The 18195-nt window shown below is 60.5% G+C and carries 16 protein-coding genes and 1 riboswitch; of the genes, 7 read left to right on the forward strand and 9 right to left on the reverse strand.

Annotated features, from left to right (window positions below; genetic code table 11):
• Positions 1 to 5: 5 nt before the first annotated feature.
• Positions 6 to 1142 (reverse strand): bifunctional 2-methylcitrate synthase/citrate synthase, encoded by a 1137-nt coding sequence (prpC, locus tag ACSQ2A_RS09295; RefSeq protein WP_436071973.1) that lies wholly within the window; start codon positions 1140 to 1142, stop codon positions 6 to 8.
• Positions 1143 to 1496: 354 nt separating this feature from the next.
• Positions 1497 to 3749: a 5-methyltetrahydropteroyltriglutamate--homocysteine S-methyltransferase gene (metE, locus tag ACSQ2A_RS09300; RefSeq protein ID WP_436071974.1), complete on the reverse strand. Its 2253-nt coding sequence runs from the start codon at positions 3747 to 3749 to the stop codon at positions 1497 to 1499.
• A gap of 210 nt (positions 3750 to 3959) precedes the next feature.
• Positions 3960 to 4152, reverse strand: a riboswitch (cobalamin riboswitch).
• Between the two features lie 257 nt (positions 4153 to 4409).
• Here metE and ACSQ2A_RS09305 point away from each other — a divergent pair.
• Together ACSQ2A_RS09305 and ACSQ2A_RS09310 are read left to right on the forward strand one after the other, a co-directional pair.
• The gene (locus tag ACSQ2A_RS09305) at positions 4410 to 4556 is read left to right on the forward strand and encodes a hypothetical protein (RefSeq protein ID WP_295415423.1); all 147 of its coding nucleotides are present in this window, start codon (positions 4410 to 4412) and stop codon (positions 4554 to 4556) included.
• Positions 4557 to 4750: 194 nt separating this feature from the next.
• Positions 4751 to 5296, forward strand: coding sequence for an AAA family ATPase (locus ACSQ2A_RS09310; RefSeq protein WP_436071975.1), 546 nt, complete (start codon positions 4751 to 4753; stop codon positions 5294 to 5296).
• Positions 5297 to 5303: 7 nt separating this feature from the next.
• Here ACSQ2A_RS09310 and nrdF read toward each other — a convergent pair whose 3' ends face one another.
• Genes nrdF through nrdH form a run of 4 tightly spaced genes read right to left on the reverse strand, consistent with a single transcriptional unit; the run spans position 5304 to position 9127 of the window.
• Complete coding sequence (gene nrdF, locus ACSQ2A_RS09315) at positions 5304 to 6278, reverse strand: class 1b ribonucleoside-diphosphate reductase subunit beta (RefSeq protein ID WP_436071976.1); 975 nt, start codon at positions 6276 to 6278, stop codon at positions 5304 to 5306.
• Between the two features lie 19 nt (positions 6279 to 6297).
• Positions 6298 to 8472 (reverse strand): class 1b ribonucleoside-diphosphate reductase subunit alpha, encoded by a 2175-nt coding sequence (gene nrdE, locus ACSQ2A_RS09320; protein WP_436071977.1) that lies wholly within the window; start codon positions 8470 to 8472, stop codon positions 6298 to 6300.
• Positions 8454 to 8858 (reverse strand): class Ib ribonucleoside-diphosphate reductase assembly flavoprotein NrdI, encoded by a 405-nt coding sequence (nrdI, locus tag ACSQ2A_RS09325; RefSeq protein WP_436071978.1) that lies wholly within the window; start codon positions 8856 to 8858, stop codon positions 8454 to 8456. Before nrdI ends, nrdE begins: the two co-directional genes overlap by 19 nt.
• 47 nt (positions 8859 to 8905) lie before the next feature.
• Positions 8906 to 9127 carry a glutaredoxin-like protein NrdH gene (gene nrdH / locus ACSQ2A_RS09330; protein WP_035078144.1) on the reverse strand — a complete coding sequence of 74 codons (222 nt, stop codon included), beginning with the start codon at positions 9125 to 9127 and terminating at the stop codon, positions 8906 to 8908.
• A 549-nt stretch (positions 9128 to 9676) separates the two neighbouring features.
• Here nrdH and ACSQ2A_RS09335 point away from each other — a divergent pair.
• Genes ACSQ2A_RS09335 through ACSQ2A_RS09350 form a run of 4 tightly spaced genes read left to right on the forward strand, consistent with a single transcriptional unit; the run spans position 9677 to position 13177 of the window.
• Positions 9677 to 10585: a metal ABC transporter substrate-binding protein gene (locus tag ACSQ2A_RS09335; protein WP_295416215.1), complete on the forward strand. Its 909-nt coding sequence runs from the start codon at positions 9677 to 9679 to the stop codon at positions 10583 to 10585.
• Positions 10582 to 11475, forward strand: coding sequence for a manganese/iron ABC transporter ATP-binding protein (locus ACSQ2A_RS09340; protein ID WP_436071979.1), 894 nt, complete (start codon positions 10582 to 10584; stop codon positions 11473 to 11475). The genes ACSQ2A_RS09335 and ACSQ2A_RS09340 overlap by 4 nt, the downstream gene beginning before the upstream one ends.
• Entirely contained in the window at positions 11475 to 12332 is an 858-nt protein-coding gene (gene sitC, locus ACSQ2A_RS09345; protein ID WP_436071980.1) for an iron/manganese ABC transporter permease subunit SitC, read from the forward strand. The genes ACSQ2A_RS09340 and sitC overlap by 1 nt, the downstream gene beginning before the upstream one ends.
• Entirely contained in the window at positions 12329 to 13177 is an 849-nt protein-coding gene (locus ACSQ2A_RS09350) for a metal ABC transporter permease (protein WP_436071981.1), read from the forward strand. Before sitC ends, ACSQ2A_RS09350 begins: the two co-directional genes overlap by 4 nt.
• Positions 13178 to 13271: 94 nt before the next feature.
• On the opposite strand, the gene arr is transcribed toward ACSQ2A_RS09350, so the two are convergent.
• Positions 13272 to 13658, reverse strand: a complete 387-nt coding sequence (gene arr, locus ACSQ2A_RS09355) for an NAD(+)--rifampin ADP-ribosyltransferase (RefSeq protein WP_436071982.1) — start codon at positions 13656 to 13658, stop codon at positions 13272 to 13274.
• A gap of 99 nt (positions 13659 to 13757) precedes the next feature.
• Complete coding sequence (locus ACSQ2A_RS09360; protein ID WP_436071983.1) at positions 13758 to 14183, reverse strand: MerR family transcriptional regulator; 426 nt, start codon at positions 14181 to 14183, stop codon at positions 13758 to 13760.
• A gap of 67 nt (positions 14184 to 14250) precedes the next feature.
• Here ACSQ2A_RS09360 and ACSQ2A_RS09365 point away from each other — a divergent pair, with 67 nt between their 5' ends.
• Positions 14251 to 16404, forward strand: coding sequence for a heavy metal translocating P-type ATPase (locus ACSQ2A_RS09365; RefSeq protein WP_436071984.1), 2154 nt, complete (start codon positions 14251 to 14253; stop codon positions 16402 to 16404).
• Positions 16405 to 16540: 136 nt separating this feature from the next.
• On the opposite strand, the gene ACSQ2A_RS09370 is transcribed toward ACSQ2A_RS09365, so the two are convergent.
• Complete coding sequence (locus ACSQ2A_RS09370; protein ID WP_436071985.1) at positions 16541 to 18175, reverse strand: alpha-glucosidase family protein; 1635 nt, start codon at positions 18173 to 18175, stop codon at positions 16541 to 16543.
• Positions 18176 to 18195 lie beyond the last annotated feature (20 nt).

Raw genomic sequence — 18195 nt, forward strand, 5'->3', positions numbered from 1 at the left:
TGGGTTTAGCGCTGATCGATCGGCACGAAGCTGAGATCGTCGGGGCCGGTATAGTTGGCCGAAGGGCGGATGATCTTGTTGTCCTGGCGCTGCTCGATGACATGGGCCGACCAGCCCGAAGTACGCGCGATGACGAAGAGCGGGGTAAACATGGCGGTGGGCACGCCCATGACGTGATAGGAGACGGCGCTGAACCAATCGAGATTGGGGAACATCTTTTTCGCATCCATCATCGTGGATTCGATGCGCCCGGCGATATCGTACATCTTGGTCGAGCCGGCTTCTCTGGATAGCTCTTCCGAGACGGTCTTGATGACCTCGTTGCGCGGATCTGACACCGTGTAGACGGGGTGGCCGAAGCCGATGATGACTTCCTTGTTCTCGACGCGCTGGCGAATGTCGGCCTCGGCTTCGTCGGGATTGGCATAGCGCTTCTGGATATCGAAGGCGACTTCATTGGCGCCGCCATGCTTTGGGCCGCGTAGGGCGCCGATTGCGCCGGCAAGGGCGGAGTAAATGTCCGAGCCTGTTCCGGCGATGACGCGGGCGGTGAAGGTGGAAGCGTTGAATTCGTGCTCGGCGTAAAGGATCAGCGAGACATGCATGGCCTTTACATGGCTCGGGCTTGGAGCCTTGCCGTGCAGCAGATGCAGAAAATGGCCGCCGACGGAGTCATCTTCGGTTTCGACCTCGATGCGGCGGCCGTTCTGGGAGAAATGATACCAGTAGAGCAGCATGGAGCCCTGGCTGGCGATCAGCCGATCGGCAATGTCGCGGGCGCCGGAATGGTTGTGGTCGTGGCTTTCGGGGAGGATGCAGCCGAGGGCGGAAACGCCTGAGCGCAGCACATCCATGGGATGGGTGGCGGCGGGTAAAAGTTCGAGCGACTGGCGGACGGCGGCGGGGAGACCGCGGAGCGATTTCAGCTTGGTCTTGTAGGCGGCAAGTTCGGGGCGAGTGGGCAGCGTGCCATGGACGAGGAGATGGGCGACTTCCTCAAATTCGCAATTGCGCGCCAGGTCCAGGATATCGTAGCCGCGATAGTGCAGGTCATTGCCGCTGCGACCGACGGTACAAAGCGCCGTATTGCCGGCGACGACGCCCGACAGGGCCACGGATTTCTTGGGCTTGAATTCGGCCATGCAGAGCTCTCCCGGCAGTTTCTGTCAACAGATTTTTGTATTTTTATCTATCTGCGGGAGACTTTGCCCCAAATGGCATCAATGTGTCGACAGAAAAGTGGAGATGGTGGCTTGCCCATGATCGTAAGATTACTTTTGGTTGTCACCAGCGGGCTTGTCCCGGTGGTCCCCAGCGGAAGCGTGATGGATTGCCGGGACAAGCCCGGCAACGACGACAGGCGGGAGATCGGGGCACGCCCTCGTGCTTCGAGGCTTTGCCGTGCAAAGCACCTCAGCATGAGGGCTACTGGGCGAGAAGCTGGTTGAAACAAAAGAGGCGGCCCGGAGGCCGCCTCTGTAGTTTGGCTTGTCGCTTTAGGCCCGCAGGGCCTTGGCGGCGTTGACGAGGTTGACCAGCGAAGCTTTCACTTCCGGCCAGCCGCGGGTTTTCAGGCCGCAGTCCGGATTAACCCAGAGTTGGTCGGCCGGAATGCCTTCGGCGGCCTTGTGCATCAGGACCTCCATATCGGCCTGATCCGGCACGCGGGGGGAATGGATGTCCCAGACGCCCGGCCCGATTTCGTTGGGGTATTTGAAATCGCGGAAGGCTTCGAGCAGTTCCATGGCCGAGCGCGAGGTTTCGATGGAGATCACGTCGGCATCCATCTCGGCGATGGCGGGCATGATGTCGTTGAATTCGGCATAGCACATATGGGTGTGGATCTGCGTGTCGTCCTCGACGCCTGAAGCGGAGAGGCGGAAGCAGTCGACGGCCCAGCGCAGGTAGGCGTCCCAATCGCGCTGGCGCAGCGGCAGGCCTTCGCGCAAAGCCGGCTCATCGATCTGGATGATGCCGATCCCGGCCTTTTCGAGGTCAACCACTTCATCGCGGATGGCTAGGCCGATCTGGCGGCAGGTTTCCGAACGCGGCTGGTCGACGCGCACAAAACTCCACTGCAGGATTGTCACCGGGCCGGTGAGCATGCCCTTCATCGGCCTGTCGGTGAGCGAGGCGGCAAAAGCCGACCAGCGCACGGTCATGGCCGAAGGACGCGACACGTCGCCGAAGATGACAGGCGGTTTGACGCAGCGCGAGCCATAAGACTGGACCCAGCCGTTCTTGGTGAAGGCAAAACCGTCGAGCTGTTCGCCAAAATACTCGACCATGTCATTGCGTTCGAATTCGCCATGCACGAGCACGTCGAGGCCGATCTCTTCCTGGATACGGATGGTGTTTTCCGTTTCCTTTTCGAGGAAGGCGTCATAGCCGGTGGCGTCGAGCAGGCCCTTCTTAAAGGCGGCGCGGGCCTCGCGGACTTCCTTGGTCTGGGGGAAGGAGCCGATGGTGGTGGTGGGGTAGGAAGGCAGGTTGAAGCGGGCGCGCTGCTTGTCGCGACGGGCGAGGAAGCCCGAGATGCGGTCGAGCTTGATCGCTTCAGCCGAGCGGGCCTTTACCGCTGCCTTGTGGATGCGCGGCGAGGCCTTGTGGGCGGCAGCGGCAGCGGCCGACGCGTCGAAGGCGAGCTTGGCTGCGCCACGGCCCTGCTTCTGGGCGAGAGTCAGGGCGGCGATTTCGTTCAGCTTCTGTTTGGCGAAGGCCAGCCAGGATTTTAGTTCGGCATCGAGATTGGTTTCGCCATCGAGATCGACCGGGCTGTGGAGCAGCGAGCAGGAGGGGGCGATTTCGAGACGATCCGGACCAAGCTTGTCCCAGGCGCGGGCGACAAAGCCGAAGGCCGTGTCGAGATTGGTGCGCCAGATATTGCGGCCATCAACGACGCCGACCGAGAGAACCTTGTCGCCGGGAAGGGCGGCGAGCACGGCATCGAGCTGTTCGGGGGCGCGGACGAGGTCGATATGGAGACCGGCAACCGGCAGGGTGGCGGCGAGTTCGGTATTGTCGAGCAGGGCGCCGAAATAGGTGGTGAGCAGCAGTTTGGGGCCGGCCTTGCCGAGCGCGGCATAAGCCTTCTTGAAGGCAGATTTCTGCTTGTCGGAGAGGTCGAGGACGAGGACGGGCTCGTCGATCTGCACCCACTGGGCGCCGGCAGCGGCGAGCTGACGGAGGAGATCGGCATAGACCGGGATCAGCTGGTCGATCAGGTCGAGCGTGTCGAGGCCTTCGTCCTTGGCCTTGGCAAGGCTGAGGAAGGTGACGGGGCCGACGATAACCGGACGGGTGTCGATGCCGAGGGCCTTGGCTTCATTATAGTGCGCGAGCGGCTTTGCGGCATTGAGCGCAAAGGTCTGGCCTTCATGCAGCTCGGGCACGATGAAGTGGTAATTGGTGTCGAACCACTTGGTCATCTCCATGGCCGGAGCTGCGGCGGTACCGCGGGCCATGCCGAAATAGAGCTGGTCAGGGTCGGTAATATCGACAAAGCGCGGCGGAATGGCGCCGACGAGGATCGACGTGTCGAGGACGTGGTCGTAATAGGCGAAATCGTTCGAGGGGATGACTTCGATGCCGGCGTCCTGCTGCAGCTTCCAGTGACGGGCGCGCAGGTCTTTGGCGACGGCGTGGAGAGCGGCGGCGTCGATATCGCCCTTCCAATAGCTTTCCTGAGCCTTCTTGAGTTCACGGTGGAGGCCGACGCGGGGGAAACCGAGATTGGCTGAACGGGTCATGGTTTGGTCCAATGCGACAGGGGCGCGAGCCGGCGCGTGCATGCACGGCGCGGTTCAGGCGCTGGGATGAGGGATTGCGTCCGGCTTAAGTCAGTGCGGACGGATCGGTTGGTTTGGGGGAGCTGACCTCGCGGTCAGCGTCGCATTCGGAAGTGGTGCGAAAAACTCATCGACATGTCCTCTGACCGATCCACCCGATCGGCTGAAAGCGGAATATTCACGTCCATGGTAGGTCTCCTGGCTCGCGGATCGAACCGGGTGTCCGCCTTCCCAACCCCTTGGGGCCAGTGGACTTTTGAACACCCGTCTCCGCCAACAGTTGCGGGGGCAGCTCCGGACTAGACCAGGGCCACACCGGATTCCCTGTTATCCCCTCGCGGGGACCATGGACAGGATGAGGATGGCGCAGCGGATGACATAAGTCAATAAGGATATAAAGATGTCTTTATATGAATTTTGCGATGTGAGGCGGAAAATTGGGATGGCTTGCTCCGGGCGCCGTGGCGGTGCGGGACCTATCGGGAGCATGCGCAACCTTCAGGTCAGCTTCCTTGCCCGAGAGTTCATGCTGGCGCGCGTTCCTTTCACCTTGGGGCCATCTTGAGGAAAGGTGCAGGGGCCTAGCTTGTCTCTCGTCAACACAACACACGGAGACACCAAATGAAGAAGATTTTTGCCCTGATCCTCGCCACTGTCATGGTTGCCGGCGTTGCCGCCCCGTCCTTCGCCGCCACCCCCGATCACTGCTCGTTCACCGACAAGACGCTCTGCGTGACCGAGTCGCTGTCCCCCACCACTGGCGATTGATCGCAAACCTTTGGGCGCCGTCCTCCGCGGTCCCCGTGTGGTGAGTGCCCCGGGCTTCGGCCTGGGGGCTCATTACCCAACGCCTAAAGAAAAGGGACGCTCAACGGGCGTCCCTTTCTGTGTCTATAGGCAGCCCGTTTTCCTGCTTGTCCGCAAAGGGCGTCGCCCTTACCTGTGCCCGTGGAGGGCAAGGCATGCGGATTGCAGTGACAGGAACGCATGGCGTGGGGAAGACCACGCTGGTGGAAGATTTTGTGGCGGCGCGGCGTGACGCCCTGCTGGTGCCGGAGCCCTATTGGCTCATGGCCGAGGAGGGAGTGCCATTCGCCGACGGCCCAACCAGCGCCGATCTCGAAGTTCAGTTGGAGAGAAGCTGCGCGCTGATCCTGTCGGAGGCTGAGGAGCCGTTGATCGTCTTCGATCGCAGCCCGATCGACTTCCTCGCCTATCTTGAGGTGGTCAGCGAAGCCGAAGGTTTTGAATGGTTTCCCACCGGCAAGCTGCTTACGCGCATCGAAAAGGCCCTGGCGCGGCTCGACTTGCTGGTCTTCGTGCCGCTGATGCAGCCGGACGATATTGCTGTAACGATCGAATATCCGGCGCTGCGCAAGAAGGTTGATGCGCGGCTCAAGTCCATCATTCGCAAGGACGAGCTTGGCCTATTTGCCGATGGGCCACGCGTGCTGGAAATCTCCGGCCCGCGTGACCTGCGTTTGGAGCGCCTAGTGGCGCAAGTCTAGCAAAACCTCAGAAATTCCAGTCTTCGTCTTCGGTGGCGATGGCCTTGCCGATGACATAGCTCGAGCCTGAGCCAGAGAAGAAGTCGTGGTTTTCGTCGGCGTTGGGAGACAAGGCGGAAAGAATGGCCGCGTTGACCTTGCAGGCTTCGGGCGGGAAGAGGGCTTCGTAGCCGAGGTTCATCAGCGCCTTGTTGGCGTTGTAGTGGAGGAACTTCTTGACGTCTTCGGCAAGGCCCACGCCGTCATAGAGGTCTTCGGTGTAGCGCGACTCGTTATCGTAGAGTTCGAGCAGGAAATCGAAGGCAAAGTCCTTGATTTCCTGTTTGCGCGCTTCCGGCAGGCGTTCGATTTCGCGCTGGAATTTGTAGCCGATATAGTAGCCGTGCACGGCCTCGTCCTTGATGATGAGGCGGATGAGATCGGCGGTGTTGGTCAGCTTGGCACGGCTCGACCAGTACATGGGCAGGTAGAAGCCGGAATAGAACAGGAAGCTTTCAAGAAAGACCGAGGCGATCTTCTTCTTGAGGGAATCCCCGCTGTCATACTGCTGCATGATCAGCGTCGCCTTCTGCTGGAGGAAGGTGTTTTCCTCGCTCCAGCGATAGGCGTCGTCGACGTCGGGCGTCGAGCACAGGGTCGAAAAGATCGACGAATAGGAGCGGGCGTGCACCGCTTCCATGAAGGAGATGTTCGAAAGAACCGCTTCTTCGTGGGGCGTTGCCGCATCGGCCATGAGGCGGACGGAGCCGACACCATTCTGGATGGTGTCAAGCAGGGTGAGGCCCGTGAAAACGCGAATGGTCAGCTTCTGCTCGACCGCGTTCAGGGTCGCCCAGGACGGGATGTCATTGCTGAGCGGCACCTTTTCGGGCAGCCAGAAATTGGAGGTCAGGCGGTTCCAGACCTCGAGGTCCTTGTCGTCCTGGATGCGGTTCCAGTTGATGGCGCGCACGCGGTTGAGCGGCCGGAATTGCATATTCATTGGCTTGGCAGCTTTCTTGTCAGAGTGCGCAGGAGACACAGCCTTGTACCTCCGTGCCTTCCAGCGCCATCTGGCGAAGACGAATGTAATAGATGGTCTTGATGCCCTTCTTCCAGGCGTAGATCTGCGCCTTGTTGATATCGCGGGTGGTCGCGGTATCACGGAAGAACAGGGTCAGCGACAGGCCCTGGTCAACGTGCTGGGTGGCCGCCGCATAGGTGTCGATAATCTTTTCGGGACCGATCTCATAGGCATCCTGGTAGTAGTCCAGGTTGTCATTGGTCATGAAGGCGGCCGGATAATAGACGCGGCCGATCTTGCCTTCCTTGCGGATCTCGATCTTGGACACGATCGGGTGGATCGAGGAGGTCGAGTGGTTGATGTAGGAGATCGAGCCGGTCGGCGGCACGGCCTGCAGGTTCTGGTTGTACATGCCATGGACCATGACCAGGTCCTTGAGTTCCAGCCAGTCTTCGCGGGTCGGGATGTGGATGCCGGCCGTGTCGAAGAGGCCCTGGACCTTTTCGGTCGCCGGCTTCCATTCCTGCTGGATGTACTTATCGAAATATTCGCCATTGGCGTATTTCGACTTTTCAAAGCCCTTGAAAGTCTGGCCGCGCTCGGTGGCGATCAGGTTCGATGCACGGATGGCGTGATAGGTCACCGTGTAGAAGTACATATTGGTGAAATCGACGCCTTCTTCCGAGCCGTAGAAGATGCGTTCGCGGGCGAGATAACCGTGCAGGTTCATCGCGCCGAGGCCGATGGCGTGGCTGTCGTCATTGCCCTTGGCGATCGAGGGAACGGACGAGATATTGCTCATGTCCGACACGGCGGTCAGGGCGCGGATGGACGTCTCGATGGTCTTGCCGAAGTCGGTCGAGTCCATGGCAGCAGCGATGTTGAGCGAACCGAGATTGCAGGAAATATCCTTGCCCATCTTGGTGTAGTTCAGGTCTTCGCTGAACTCGCTGGCTTCGCTGACCTGCAGGATTTCCGAGCAGAGGTTGGACATGGTGATGCGGCCGTCGATCGGGTTGGCCTTGTTCACCGTGTCTTCGAACATGATGTAGGGATAGCCGGATTCAAACTGAATCTCGGCGATCACCTGGAAGAATTCGCGGGCCTTGATCTTCTTCTTGCGAATGCGGCCGTCTTCGACCATTTCGCGGTACTTTTCGGTGACCGAGATTTCGCTGAACGGCACGCCATAGACGTTCTGCACATCATAGGGCGAGAACAGGTACATGTCCTCGTTGTTCTTGGCCAATTCGAAGGTGATATCGGGGATCACGACGCCAAGCGAGAGGGTCTTGATGCGGACCTTTTCGTCGGCATTTTCGCGCTTGGTATCGAGGAAGCGCATGATGTCGGGGTGGTGGGCGTTGAGATAGACCGCACCCGCGCCCTGACGTGCGCCGAGCTGGTTGGCATAGGAGAAGGAGTCTTCCAGAAGCTTCATCACCGGGATGACGCCAGAGGACTGGTTCTCGATATGCTTGATGGGCGCGCCCATTTCGCGAAGATTGGTGAGGCTCAGGGCCACGCCGCCGCCGCGCTTGGACAGCTGCAGGGCGGAGTTAATCGAGCGGCCGATCGACTCCATATTGTCTTCGATGCGCAAGAGGAAGCACGAGACGAGCTCGCCGCGCTGGGCCTTGCCGGCATTGAGGAAGGTCGGGGTCGCAGGCTGGAAGCGGCCGGCCATGATTTCGTCGACGAGGTCGCGGGCGAGCTGTTCATTGCCGCGGGCGAGCGTCATCGCCACCATGCAGACGCGATCTTCGTAGCGCTCGAGATAGCGCTTACCGTCGAAGGTTTTTAGCGTGTAGCTGGTGTAATATTTGAACGCGCCCAAAAAGGTCGGGAAGCGGAACTTCTTGTCATAGGCGTGATCGTAGAGATCGCGGATGAAATTGAACGAATACTGATCGAGCACCGTGCGCTCATAGTATCCTTCAACGCTGAGATATTCGAGCTTCTCCCGCAGGTTATGGAAGAAGACCGTGTTCTGGTTGACATGCTGCAGGAAGTACTGGTGTGCAGCCTGCTTGTCCTTGTCGAACTGAATCTTGCCGGCCTCGTCATAGAGGTTCAGCATCGCGTTAAGCGCGTGATAGTCCAGGCTCTGGTCCTGGACCTGACCCTTGGAGGCGGGGCGATCTTCCGTGCGGTCTAGTGTGAGCGTGTCCAAAACCGTTCGAGTCCTTGTTTGACGTTTTCTACGTCCTCTTCCGTGCCGAGAAGCTCGAAGCGGTAGAGGAGAGGCACGGCGCATTTCTGGCTGACGATCGTGCCCGCCTCGCCATAAGCTGCGCCAAAATTGGTGTTTCCGGCCGCAATCACACCGCGGATGAGATTGCGATTGGCCGGATTGTTCAAAAAGTGGATGACAGGCTTGGGTACGGCACCCTTGCCGCCACCGCCGCCATAGGTGGGAACCACGAGAACAAAGGGTTCATCCACTTGCGGCGGCTCGCTGCCGGCATCAACCGGCAGCCTTACGCTTGAAAGCCCCAGTTTCTTGACGAAACGGTGGGTGTTTTCCGAGGTGCTGGAATAATAGACTAGTCGGCCCATGTCCGCATCCTCGTTGGTCGCGCGGGGGAACCGCGCGACGTCTTCGCTCAGGCGAGGCTGCCGATCATGTCGGGGCGGAAACCAGCCCAGTGCTGATCACCGGCGACCACGACCGGCACCTGGCGGTAGCCCATTTCCTCGACGCGCGCATAGGCGTCGGCGTCTTCGGAAATATCGACCACCGTATAATCAATGCCCTTTCGGTCGAGCGCACGCGTGGTTGCGGTGCACTGGACGCAGGCAGGCTTGGAATAGACGGTGATAGTCATCGGATCCTCACGAGGGATGGTTCTAAAAACGGGGTTCAACGCTTTAAAACTACTGCAAACGCGCGCCGGTCTGTCGCCAGATATAACGGTTTCGACCGGCCTTGGGCTCCATCCCATTCTTTCGAATCGAACAAGCCCTGAACGCTATATGTAGTATGCGGCACCAATCCTTACTGCAAGGTATATGGTTTGTGTCAGGTCTGTCATCAATGCTTGACAGACCAATTGTGATCAAAAAATGCCGGAATTTAGCGTTTTTTAAGCCTGTCAGATTCGCCCGGCTTTCCGCACGCCCTCGTTGTCAGAAATCGTTCAAATTTGCCTCTTGTGGAAAATGCTGGGGACGTTCTCCGGCCCGCAAAGGGATTCGTCGTGGAGATATAGGGGGATAGGCCGGGGAGGTGCTTTGTCCCCATCAAACACACTTTCTTAACCGCGCCCGCCGGTGCGTTCGCAACCATGCTTTTTGCAAACCATTCCTACTTGCAACTTTTTCGCGTGCCGCTACATTGAGTGAAAATGCAAATCATTCGCAACAAGGATTACTCGATGCTTTTCGGTACACGGCGTCAGGCCCTTTCGACGCTTCTGGTTATGGGCCTTTCGATCGCGCTTCCCTCTCTTCCCGCCGCTGCCCAGGACAAGTTCAAGGCCGTCACCAGTTTTACCGTCATCGCCGATATCGCGCAGAATGTTGCGGGTGACGCTGCCGTGGTTGAATCCATTACCAAGGCCGGCGCGGAGATACACAATTACCAGCCGACCCCGGGCGATATTCAGCGCGCCCAGGGCGCCGATCTCGTTCTTTATAATGGGCTCAACCTCGAACTCTGGTTCGAGCGCTTCTTTGCCAATCTGCGCGATGTGCCCAGCGCCGTGGTTTCCGACGGCATCGACCCGATGGGGATTGCCGAGGGGCCGTATCAGGGCAAGCCCAATCCCCATGCCTGGATGTCGCCGAGTATCGCCATGATCTATGTCGACAACATCCGCGACGCTTTTGTCGAGCACGACCCGGCCAATGCGGAAACCTACAAGGCCAATGCCGAGGCCTATAAAGCCAAGATTTCGGCCATGATCGAACCGATCCAGGCTGAGCTGGCCGCCGTGCCCGAGGACAAGCGCTGGCTCGTCACTTCGGAAGGCGCTTTTTCATATCTTGCCCGCGATTTCGGCCTGAAAGAGCTTTACCTCTGGCCGATCAATGCCGACCAGCAGGGCACGCCGCAGCAAGTGCGAAAAGTGATCGACGCCATGCGCGAAAACCAGATTGGCGTCATCTTCTCGGAAAGCACCATTTCCCCCGCCCCGGCCGAACAGGTCGCGCGCGAGACCGGCGCCAAATATGGCGGCGTGCTCTATGTGGACTCCTTGACGGAGGCCGATGGCCCGGTGCCAACTTATATCGACCTGCTTCGCGTCACCTCCGAAACCATCGCCAAAGGCCTTACGGAATGAATGCCCCACTTCGCCATGCCGAGGTTGAGACCGGCACTGGCATCGCCGTGTCAGGCGCCACGGTCACCTATCGCAACGGCCTGACCGCCATTCGCGATGCGAGCTTTGCCATTCCCACCGGCACCATTGCGGCGCTGGTGGGGGTCAATGGCTCGGGCAAGTCGACGCTGTTCAAGGCCATTATGGGTTTTGTGCGCCTGGCTCGCGGCGAGATTTCCGTGCTCGGCATGCCGGTGGCGCAGGCGCTGAAGAAAAACCTCGTCGCCTATGTGCCGCAGTCCGAAGAGGTCGACTGGAATTTTCCGGTTCTGGTCGAAGACGTCGTGATGATGGGCCGCTATGGGCATATGGGCATGCTGCGCATCCCGAAGAAAGCCGACCACGATGCGGTCGACGCGGCACTCAAGCGCGTCAATATGAGCGAATTCCGCAAGCGCCAGATCGGCGAGCTTTCGGGCGGGCAGAAGAAGCGCGTCTTTCTAGCTCGCGCTTTGGCGCAGGATGGGCGGGTTATTCTCCTCGATGAGCCGTTTACCGGCGTCGATGTGAAGACCGAGGACCAGATCATCGCGCTTCTCCGCGAGTTGCGGGACGAGGGCAGGGTGATGCTGGTTTCCACCCACAATCTCGGCTCCGTCCCCGAATTCTGCGACCGCACCATTCTGATCAAGGGCACGGTGCTGGCCTATGGGCCGACCGAAGAGACCTTTACGCAGGACAATCTCGAAAAGGCCTTTGGTGGCGTGCTCAGGCACTTTGTGATCAATCACGCGCCCAATGGCGAGCATTCCGGCGTCGGCGTCTTCACCGATGATGAGCGTCCGCTGCTGTTCGAGGGGGGCAAGGCGCGACGCCATCCGCCAGACGAGAGACAAGAGGAGCAGCAGTAATGGAGCTGCTGCTCGAACCCTTTTCCTATGGCTATATGACCAATGCCATGTGGGTCTCGGCCCTGGTCGGCGGGGTCTGCGCCTTTCTCTCCTGCTATCTGATGCTCAAGGGCTGGTCGCTGATCGGCGACGCGCTGAGCCATTCCATCGTTCCCGGCGTGGCCGGCGCCTATATGCTGGGCCTGCCTTTTGCGCTCGGCGCCTTCTTCTCCGGCGGTCTCGCCGCGGCGGCCATGCTGTTTCTCAATCAGCGCACCAAATTGAAGGAAGACGCCATTATTGGGCTGATTTTTTCGGCCTTCTTCGGGCTAGGGCTGTTCATGGTGTCCGTGTCGCCGGTCTCGGTGAATATCCAGACCATTGTGTTGGGCAACATTCTCGCCATCACGCCCGAGGACACGCTGCAGCTTGCCATTATCGGCTTCGTGTCGCTGGCGATCCTGCTCGCCAAGTGGAAGGACCTGATGGTCACTTTCTTTGACGAGAACCATGCTCGCTCCATCGGGTTGAAGCCGACGGTACTGCGCGCCGTGTTCTTCGTGCTGCTTTCGGCTTCGACGGTTGCCGCGATGCAGACGGTCGGCGCCTTCCTCGTCATCTGCCTCGTCGTTACCCCGGGCGCCACGGCTTATCTCCTTACGGACCGTTTTCCGCGACTGCTGACGATCGCGGTTGCCATCGGTTCGATCACCAGCTTTGTCGGCGCCTATGTCAGCTATTTCCTCGATGGCGCGACGGGCGGCATCATCGTCGTGTTGCAGACGGCGCTCTTCCTTCTCGCCTTCTTCTTTGCGCCCAAGCATGGCCTGCTGGCTGCCCGCCGTCGCGCGGCTGAAGCCCTGGAGGCAACGGAATGAACCTCTGGGATTTCCTCATCCTCCCCTTCCAGTTCGAGTTCATGAACAATGCGCTCATCATCTCGGCCTTGGTGGCCGTGCCGATGGCGCTGCTCTCATGCTTTCTGGTGCTGAAAGGCTGGTCGCTGATGGGTGACGCCATTTCCCATGCTGTGTTTCCCGGCGTGGTCATCGCCTACATGGTGGGCATTCCCCTCGCCGTGGGTGCCTTCATTGCCGGGATGTTTTCTGCCATCGCCACCGGGTTCCTGAAGGACAATAGCCGCATCAAGCAGGACACGGTGATGGGCGTGGTGTTTTCCGGCATGTTCGGGCTGGGGTTGGTGCTTTACGTCAAGATCCAGTCCGACGTGCATCTCGACCACATCCTTTTTGGCGACATGCTCGGCGTGGGCATGGGAGATATTATCCAAGCGCTGGTGATCGCTGTGGTCATCGGCGGGATTATCGGGATCAAGTGGAAAGACTTCCTGTTGCATGCGTTCGATCCCGGACAGGCGCGGGCGGTGGGGCTGCGGGTCAATCTGCTGCACTATGGGCTTTTGGCGATGATCTCCCTGACCATTGTCGGTGCCTTGCAGGCGGTCGGGATCATCCTCTCCATTGCCATGCTGATCGCCCCCGGGGCCATTGCCTTCCTCCTCACAAGGCGGTTTTCGACCATGCTGGTGCTGGCGACGGTGATTGCGCTCGTGGGCTCGCTGCTCGGGGTCTATCTGTCCTTCTTCATGGACAGTGCGCCGGCGCCGACGATTGTGCTGCTGCTGACGATCGTGTTCGTCGTGGCGTTTATCTACTCGACCGGGAAAGCCGCGCGAGTAGAGAGCCAGGAGATGGCGGGGTAGGGCGCTTCCCTAACTACATCCTCAGGTGTCATCCCGGCCTTCGCCGGGGTGACAATCGAACGTGGTGGTGTTTCAGCTAGGGAGAGACGGCGACCTAGTCTATCGCCTCGATGCCCAGCTTCCGCATGCGCTCCACCCCATCCTTCATCGCCTGAAGCTGCTCGGGCGGGTGGCCCACCCAGTCCTCGACCTCGCCGGCAATCCGCAATGGCTGCTGGCTGCGATAGGATTTGGTCGGATTGCCCGGAAATTTCTTGTCGGTGAGATTGGGATCGTCGACGAACTCGCCCGTTGGCTCGACGATATAGATGCGCTGCCGGCCTTCGCCCGCGGCGAGCTCGGCGCCCCAGATGGCGGCGTCGAGTGTGGCGGCAAAGTAGATCCAGGAGGCAGGCTTGCCCTGCCCGAAATTGGAGTTGTAGCCGGGCGAGAGAAGATCGCCGGTTTTGAGGTCGGCGCGGGTGCCGTGGTAGTAGATCATCGCAAGCTCCCTTGGCTCGGTGGGAGTGCTGGTATAGTGCAGCGCACCGGGCTTGAAGCAAGCCCCTTGCGCTCCATATCTAAGAGGTGCGGGGCGGCCTTACTCCCCGTGGAACCTGCATTTCCCGTGATCGGCCAGAATGTCGATGACCTTGCAGGTCTCGACGCGCCCATGCGAGCAGCCTTCAACCATCCGCTCCAGTTCATGCTGCAAGGCCGTCAGGCTCGCGATCTTCTGCTTCACATCGGCAAGATGTTTGCTCGCGATGGCGTCGGCATCTTCGCAGGAGACGTTGGGCTGGTCCTGCAATGAGAGCAGCGTGCGGATTTCGTCGATCTCGAAACCGAGCTCGCGCGAGTGGCGGATAAAGGTCAGCCGTTCGAGATCGCCTTCGTCATAGCTGCGGCGATTGCCCTCGGTGCGCGGCGGGGAGGGCAGGAGGCCGATCTGTTCGTAGTAGCGAATGGTGGGCACTTTCACCCCGCTCGCCTGCGACACATTGCCAATGGTGATGCCCTGCTGCATTTTGTGCTTGCTCCTCTAGTCACTAGAGGATGTACGCCGGTCCCGACAAAAATCAAGGAGCCGAAAGATGAACGCCCAGGAGACAAGCACACGCTTCCGTGTCGAAGGCATGGACTGTGCAGGCTGTGCCAGCAAGATCGACACTGCCGTGCGGCGTCTGCCTGGCGTCGAGGAGGTCTCCGTCTCTGTGGTCGCCGGCACCATGACCGTTGGCCACAAGGGCGCCGATCTCGCCCAGGTGCAGCAGAAGGTGACAGATCTCGGCTATCGCATCGCGCCCTTGACTAGCGGCGCGCCGAAAGAAGACGATGCGCTTGAAGGCATGCACGGGCATGATCATGGTCACCATGATGGCCCCTGGTGGCAGACGGCCAAGGCGCAGCTGACCATTCTCTGCGGCCTCGCTGTTGCTGCCGCCTTCGCGCTCGAAGCTTTCATCCCGGCCTGGCACGATGAGCTCTTCATTCTCGCCATGCTGGTGGGTCTGATCCCCATCGGGCGCCGCGCCATGCAGGGCGCTCGGAACGGCAGCCCTTTTTCCATCGAAACGCTGATGACAGTGGCAGCCGTCGGGGCCGTCTTCATCAATGCGGTGGAAGAGGCCGCCATCGTGGTGTTGCTCTTCCTCATTGGCGAACTGCTCGAAGGCATCGCCACTGGCCGCGCCCGCGCCAGTATCAAGGCGCTTGCCGATCTCGTACCGCGCCGGGCGCAGCGTGAGATCGAGGGCAAGATCAGTGAGGTCGATGCGGCCGACCTTGCCGTCGGCGACATTGTGCTCGTTCGTCCCGGAGACCGGATTCCGGCCGATGGCGTGGTGCTGTCCGGCGAAGGCGCGGTGGACGAAGCACCGGTCACCGGGGAGTCCGTGCCGAAGCACAAGGGACCGGAAGACCAGGTCTATGCTGGTACCGTCAATCAGGATGGCGCCCTGCGTGTCCGCGTCACCGCCGCTGCGGCCGACAATACTATTGCCCGCATCGTCTCGCTGGTCGAAGAGGCGCAGGAGTCAAAGGCTCCTACCGAGCGCTTCATCGACCGTTTCTCAAAATACTACACGCCGGGCGTGCTGCTGGTCGGCGCTCTCGTCGCCATCCTGCCGCCACTCGTGACCGGCGCTTCCTGGGATGAATGGATCTACAAGGGTCTCGCAATTCTCCTCATCGGCTGCCCCTGCGCGCTGGTTATTTCAACGCCGGCCGCCATCGCTGCGGCGCTTTCGGCTGGCGCTCGCCAAGGCCTGCTCATGAAGGGCGGCGTGGTTTTGGAGCAGTTGGGCAAGATCAACATGGTCGCGCTCGACAAGACCGGCACGTTGACCGAGGGGCGTCCGCAGGTGACCGACATCGTTGCCGTGGACCGGAGCGAAGCCGAAGTGCTGCGTCTCGCAGCCGCGCTTGAGGTTGGCTCCAGCCATCCGCTGGCCAAGGCCATCCTCGCCAGGGCGAAAGAAGCCGGCATCGAGCCCATCGCCTCCAGCAATGCCGGCGCCCTTGGCGGCAAGGGCATTATCGGTACGCTCGATGGCACGCTGCTCTTCCTCGGCTCGCCCAAAGCCGCCGCGGCGCGGACACCGCTTGGCGAAGAGCTGACCGCGCGGATTGGTGGGCTCAATGACGAGGGCAAGACCGTCTCGGTTCTCATCGCCGGCGGCAAGGTTGCTGGTGCCATCGCCATGCGCGATGAACCCCGCGACGACGCGCGAGCCGGCCTTGCTGCGCTAAAGGCGCTTGGTGCTGATATCGTCATGCTCACGGGCGACAATGTCCGCACCGCAAAGGCCATAGGCGCCGATCTCGGCATCAAGGTGAATGCCGAACTGCTGCCTGAGGACAAACAGCGCATCGTCACCGGTCTGAAGGCCGACGGGAAGGTGGTCGCCAAGGTTGGTGATGGCATCAACGATGCGCCGGCCCTCGCCGCTGCCGATATCGGCATTGCCATGGGTGGTGGTACCGATGTGGCGCTGGAGACGGCCGATGCGGCGGTGCTGCATGGACGGGTGATGGACGTCGCCAATCTGATCCGCATCTCGCGGGCGGCGATGTCGAACATCTGGCAGAACATCACCATCGCGCTGGGCCTGAAGGCGGTGTTTCTGGTGACGACCATTTTGGGCGTTACCGGATTGTGGCCGGCCATTCTCGCTGACACGGGGGCGACGCTGTTGGTGACTGCCAATGCGCTGCGGTTGCTGGCGTGGAAGGGGCAGAAGCGCTAGGCCTCCGTAGTCCTCACCCTGAGGTGCTCGCCAAAGGCGAGCCTCGAAGGGCGAGGACGTGCCCGGATGTCCGGTGCCACGCCCCCGTGGTTCGAGGCTTCGCTTCGCTGCGCACCTCACCATGAGGGCTACTGCGCTATCCTGCCCTGTAGCGCACCTTGCCCTCGCCTGCGGGGGCTTCGACAATGGCAAAGCCGTTGGGCCCCAGCGTCAGTGCCTTGCCTTCGAGATTGGCATTGTGGCTGACCGGTTCGAGTGTGGTTTCGGTCTTGCTGAGCGTGACCACCAGTTCTTCGGCCGAAAGATTGAAGACGCAGATGAGGTCCTTGTTTCCCGCCGAGCGGCGGAAGGCGAGGACGGGTTCGTCGGTCTTGAAGAAGTCGATCGAGCCGGTCAGCAGCGCCGGATGCGATTTGCGCCAGGCGATGAATTTGCGGAAGAAATTCAGCGACGATTCCGGATCGGCATTTTGGGCATCGACGCTGAGAGCGAGATGCGCGGGCTTTACCGGCAGCCAGGGCGTCGTGGTCGAGAAACCGGCATAGGGTAGATTGGCCTGCCAGGGCATGGGGGTGCGGCAGCCGTCGCGGCCCTTGTCTTCGGGCCAGAAGCGCATGCCGCGCGGATCGGTCAGTTCTTCAAAGAGAATATCGGCTTCGGGCAGGCCCAGCTCTTCGCCCTGATAGAGGCCGACCGAACCCTTTATCGTCATGACCAAAGCTGCCGCCTGGCGCGAGAGATCGGCCGGCGAGGCGCTGAAGCTGGCCCAGCGGGTCATGGGGCGGATGACGTCGTGGTTGGAAAAGCTCCAGCAGGGCCAGCCGGTTTCATCTTCCGAGAAGAAGCGCGCGACTTTTGAGCGGAAATGCTCGGCGCTGAATTTGGGGCCAAGGAAATCGAAGGAATAGCACATGTGCAGCAGGTCCTTGCCGGACGTGTACTGCTTCATGAGTTCGAGGCCGCGCTCGTCGTCGCCCACTTCGCCAACGGTGGTGGCGCCGGGATAGGCGTCCATCATCTTGCGCACGCGCTTGAGCCAGGTCACGTTTTCCGGCTGGCTCTTGGAGAACTTGTGGCTCTGCATGTCGTAGGGGTTCACAGCCGGCTTGCCCTTGAGGGATTTTAGCGGCGGGTTCGAGCGCAGCTGCGCGTCGTGGAAATAGTAATTGACCGTGTCGAGGCGGAAGCCGTCGAGCCCACGATCGAGCCAGAAGCGCATGACCTCGAGCACGGCTTCCTGCACCGCTGGATTATGAAAATTGAGGTCCGGCTGCGAGGTGAGGAAATTGTGGAGGTAATATTGCTTGCGGGCGGTGTGCCACTCCCAGGCCGAGCCGCCGAAGACGGACAGCCAGTTGTTCGGCGGGGACCCATCGGGCTTGGCATCGGCCCAGACGTACCAATCGGCCTTGGAATTGTCGCGGGAGAAGCAGGATTCGCGGAACCAGGGATGCTGGTCGGAGGTATGGCTGACGACCTGGTCCATGATGACTTTTAGGCCCAGCGCATGGGCCCGTTCCATCAGCTGGTCAAAATCCTGCAGCGAGCCAAATAGCGGATCGACCTGCATATAGTCCGAGACGTCATAACCCATATCGGCCTGGGGCGACTGGGTGATGGGGGAAAGCCAGATGCAATCGACGCCGAGGCTGGCAATATGGTCGAGCCGGTCCAGAATGCCGGGCAGGTCGCCGACGCCATCTCCATTGCTGTCCTGAAACGAACGCGGATAGACCTGATAGATCACTCCGCCGCGCCACCATTCGGTCATCGTCTTGCTCCTTGCGAGGC

Origin of the sequence: Devosia sp. LjRoot3 (assembly GCF_964252865.1) — a bacterium.
Classification (GTDB): domain Bacteria; phylum Pseudomonadota; class Alphaproteobacteria; order Rhizobiales; family Devosiaceae; genus Devosia.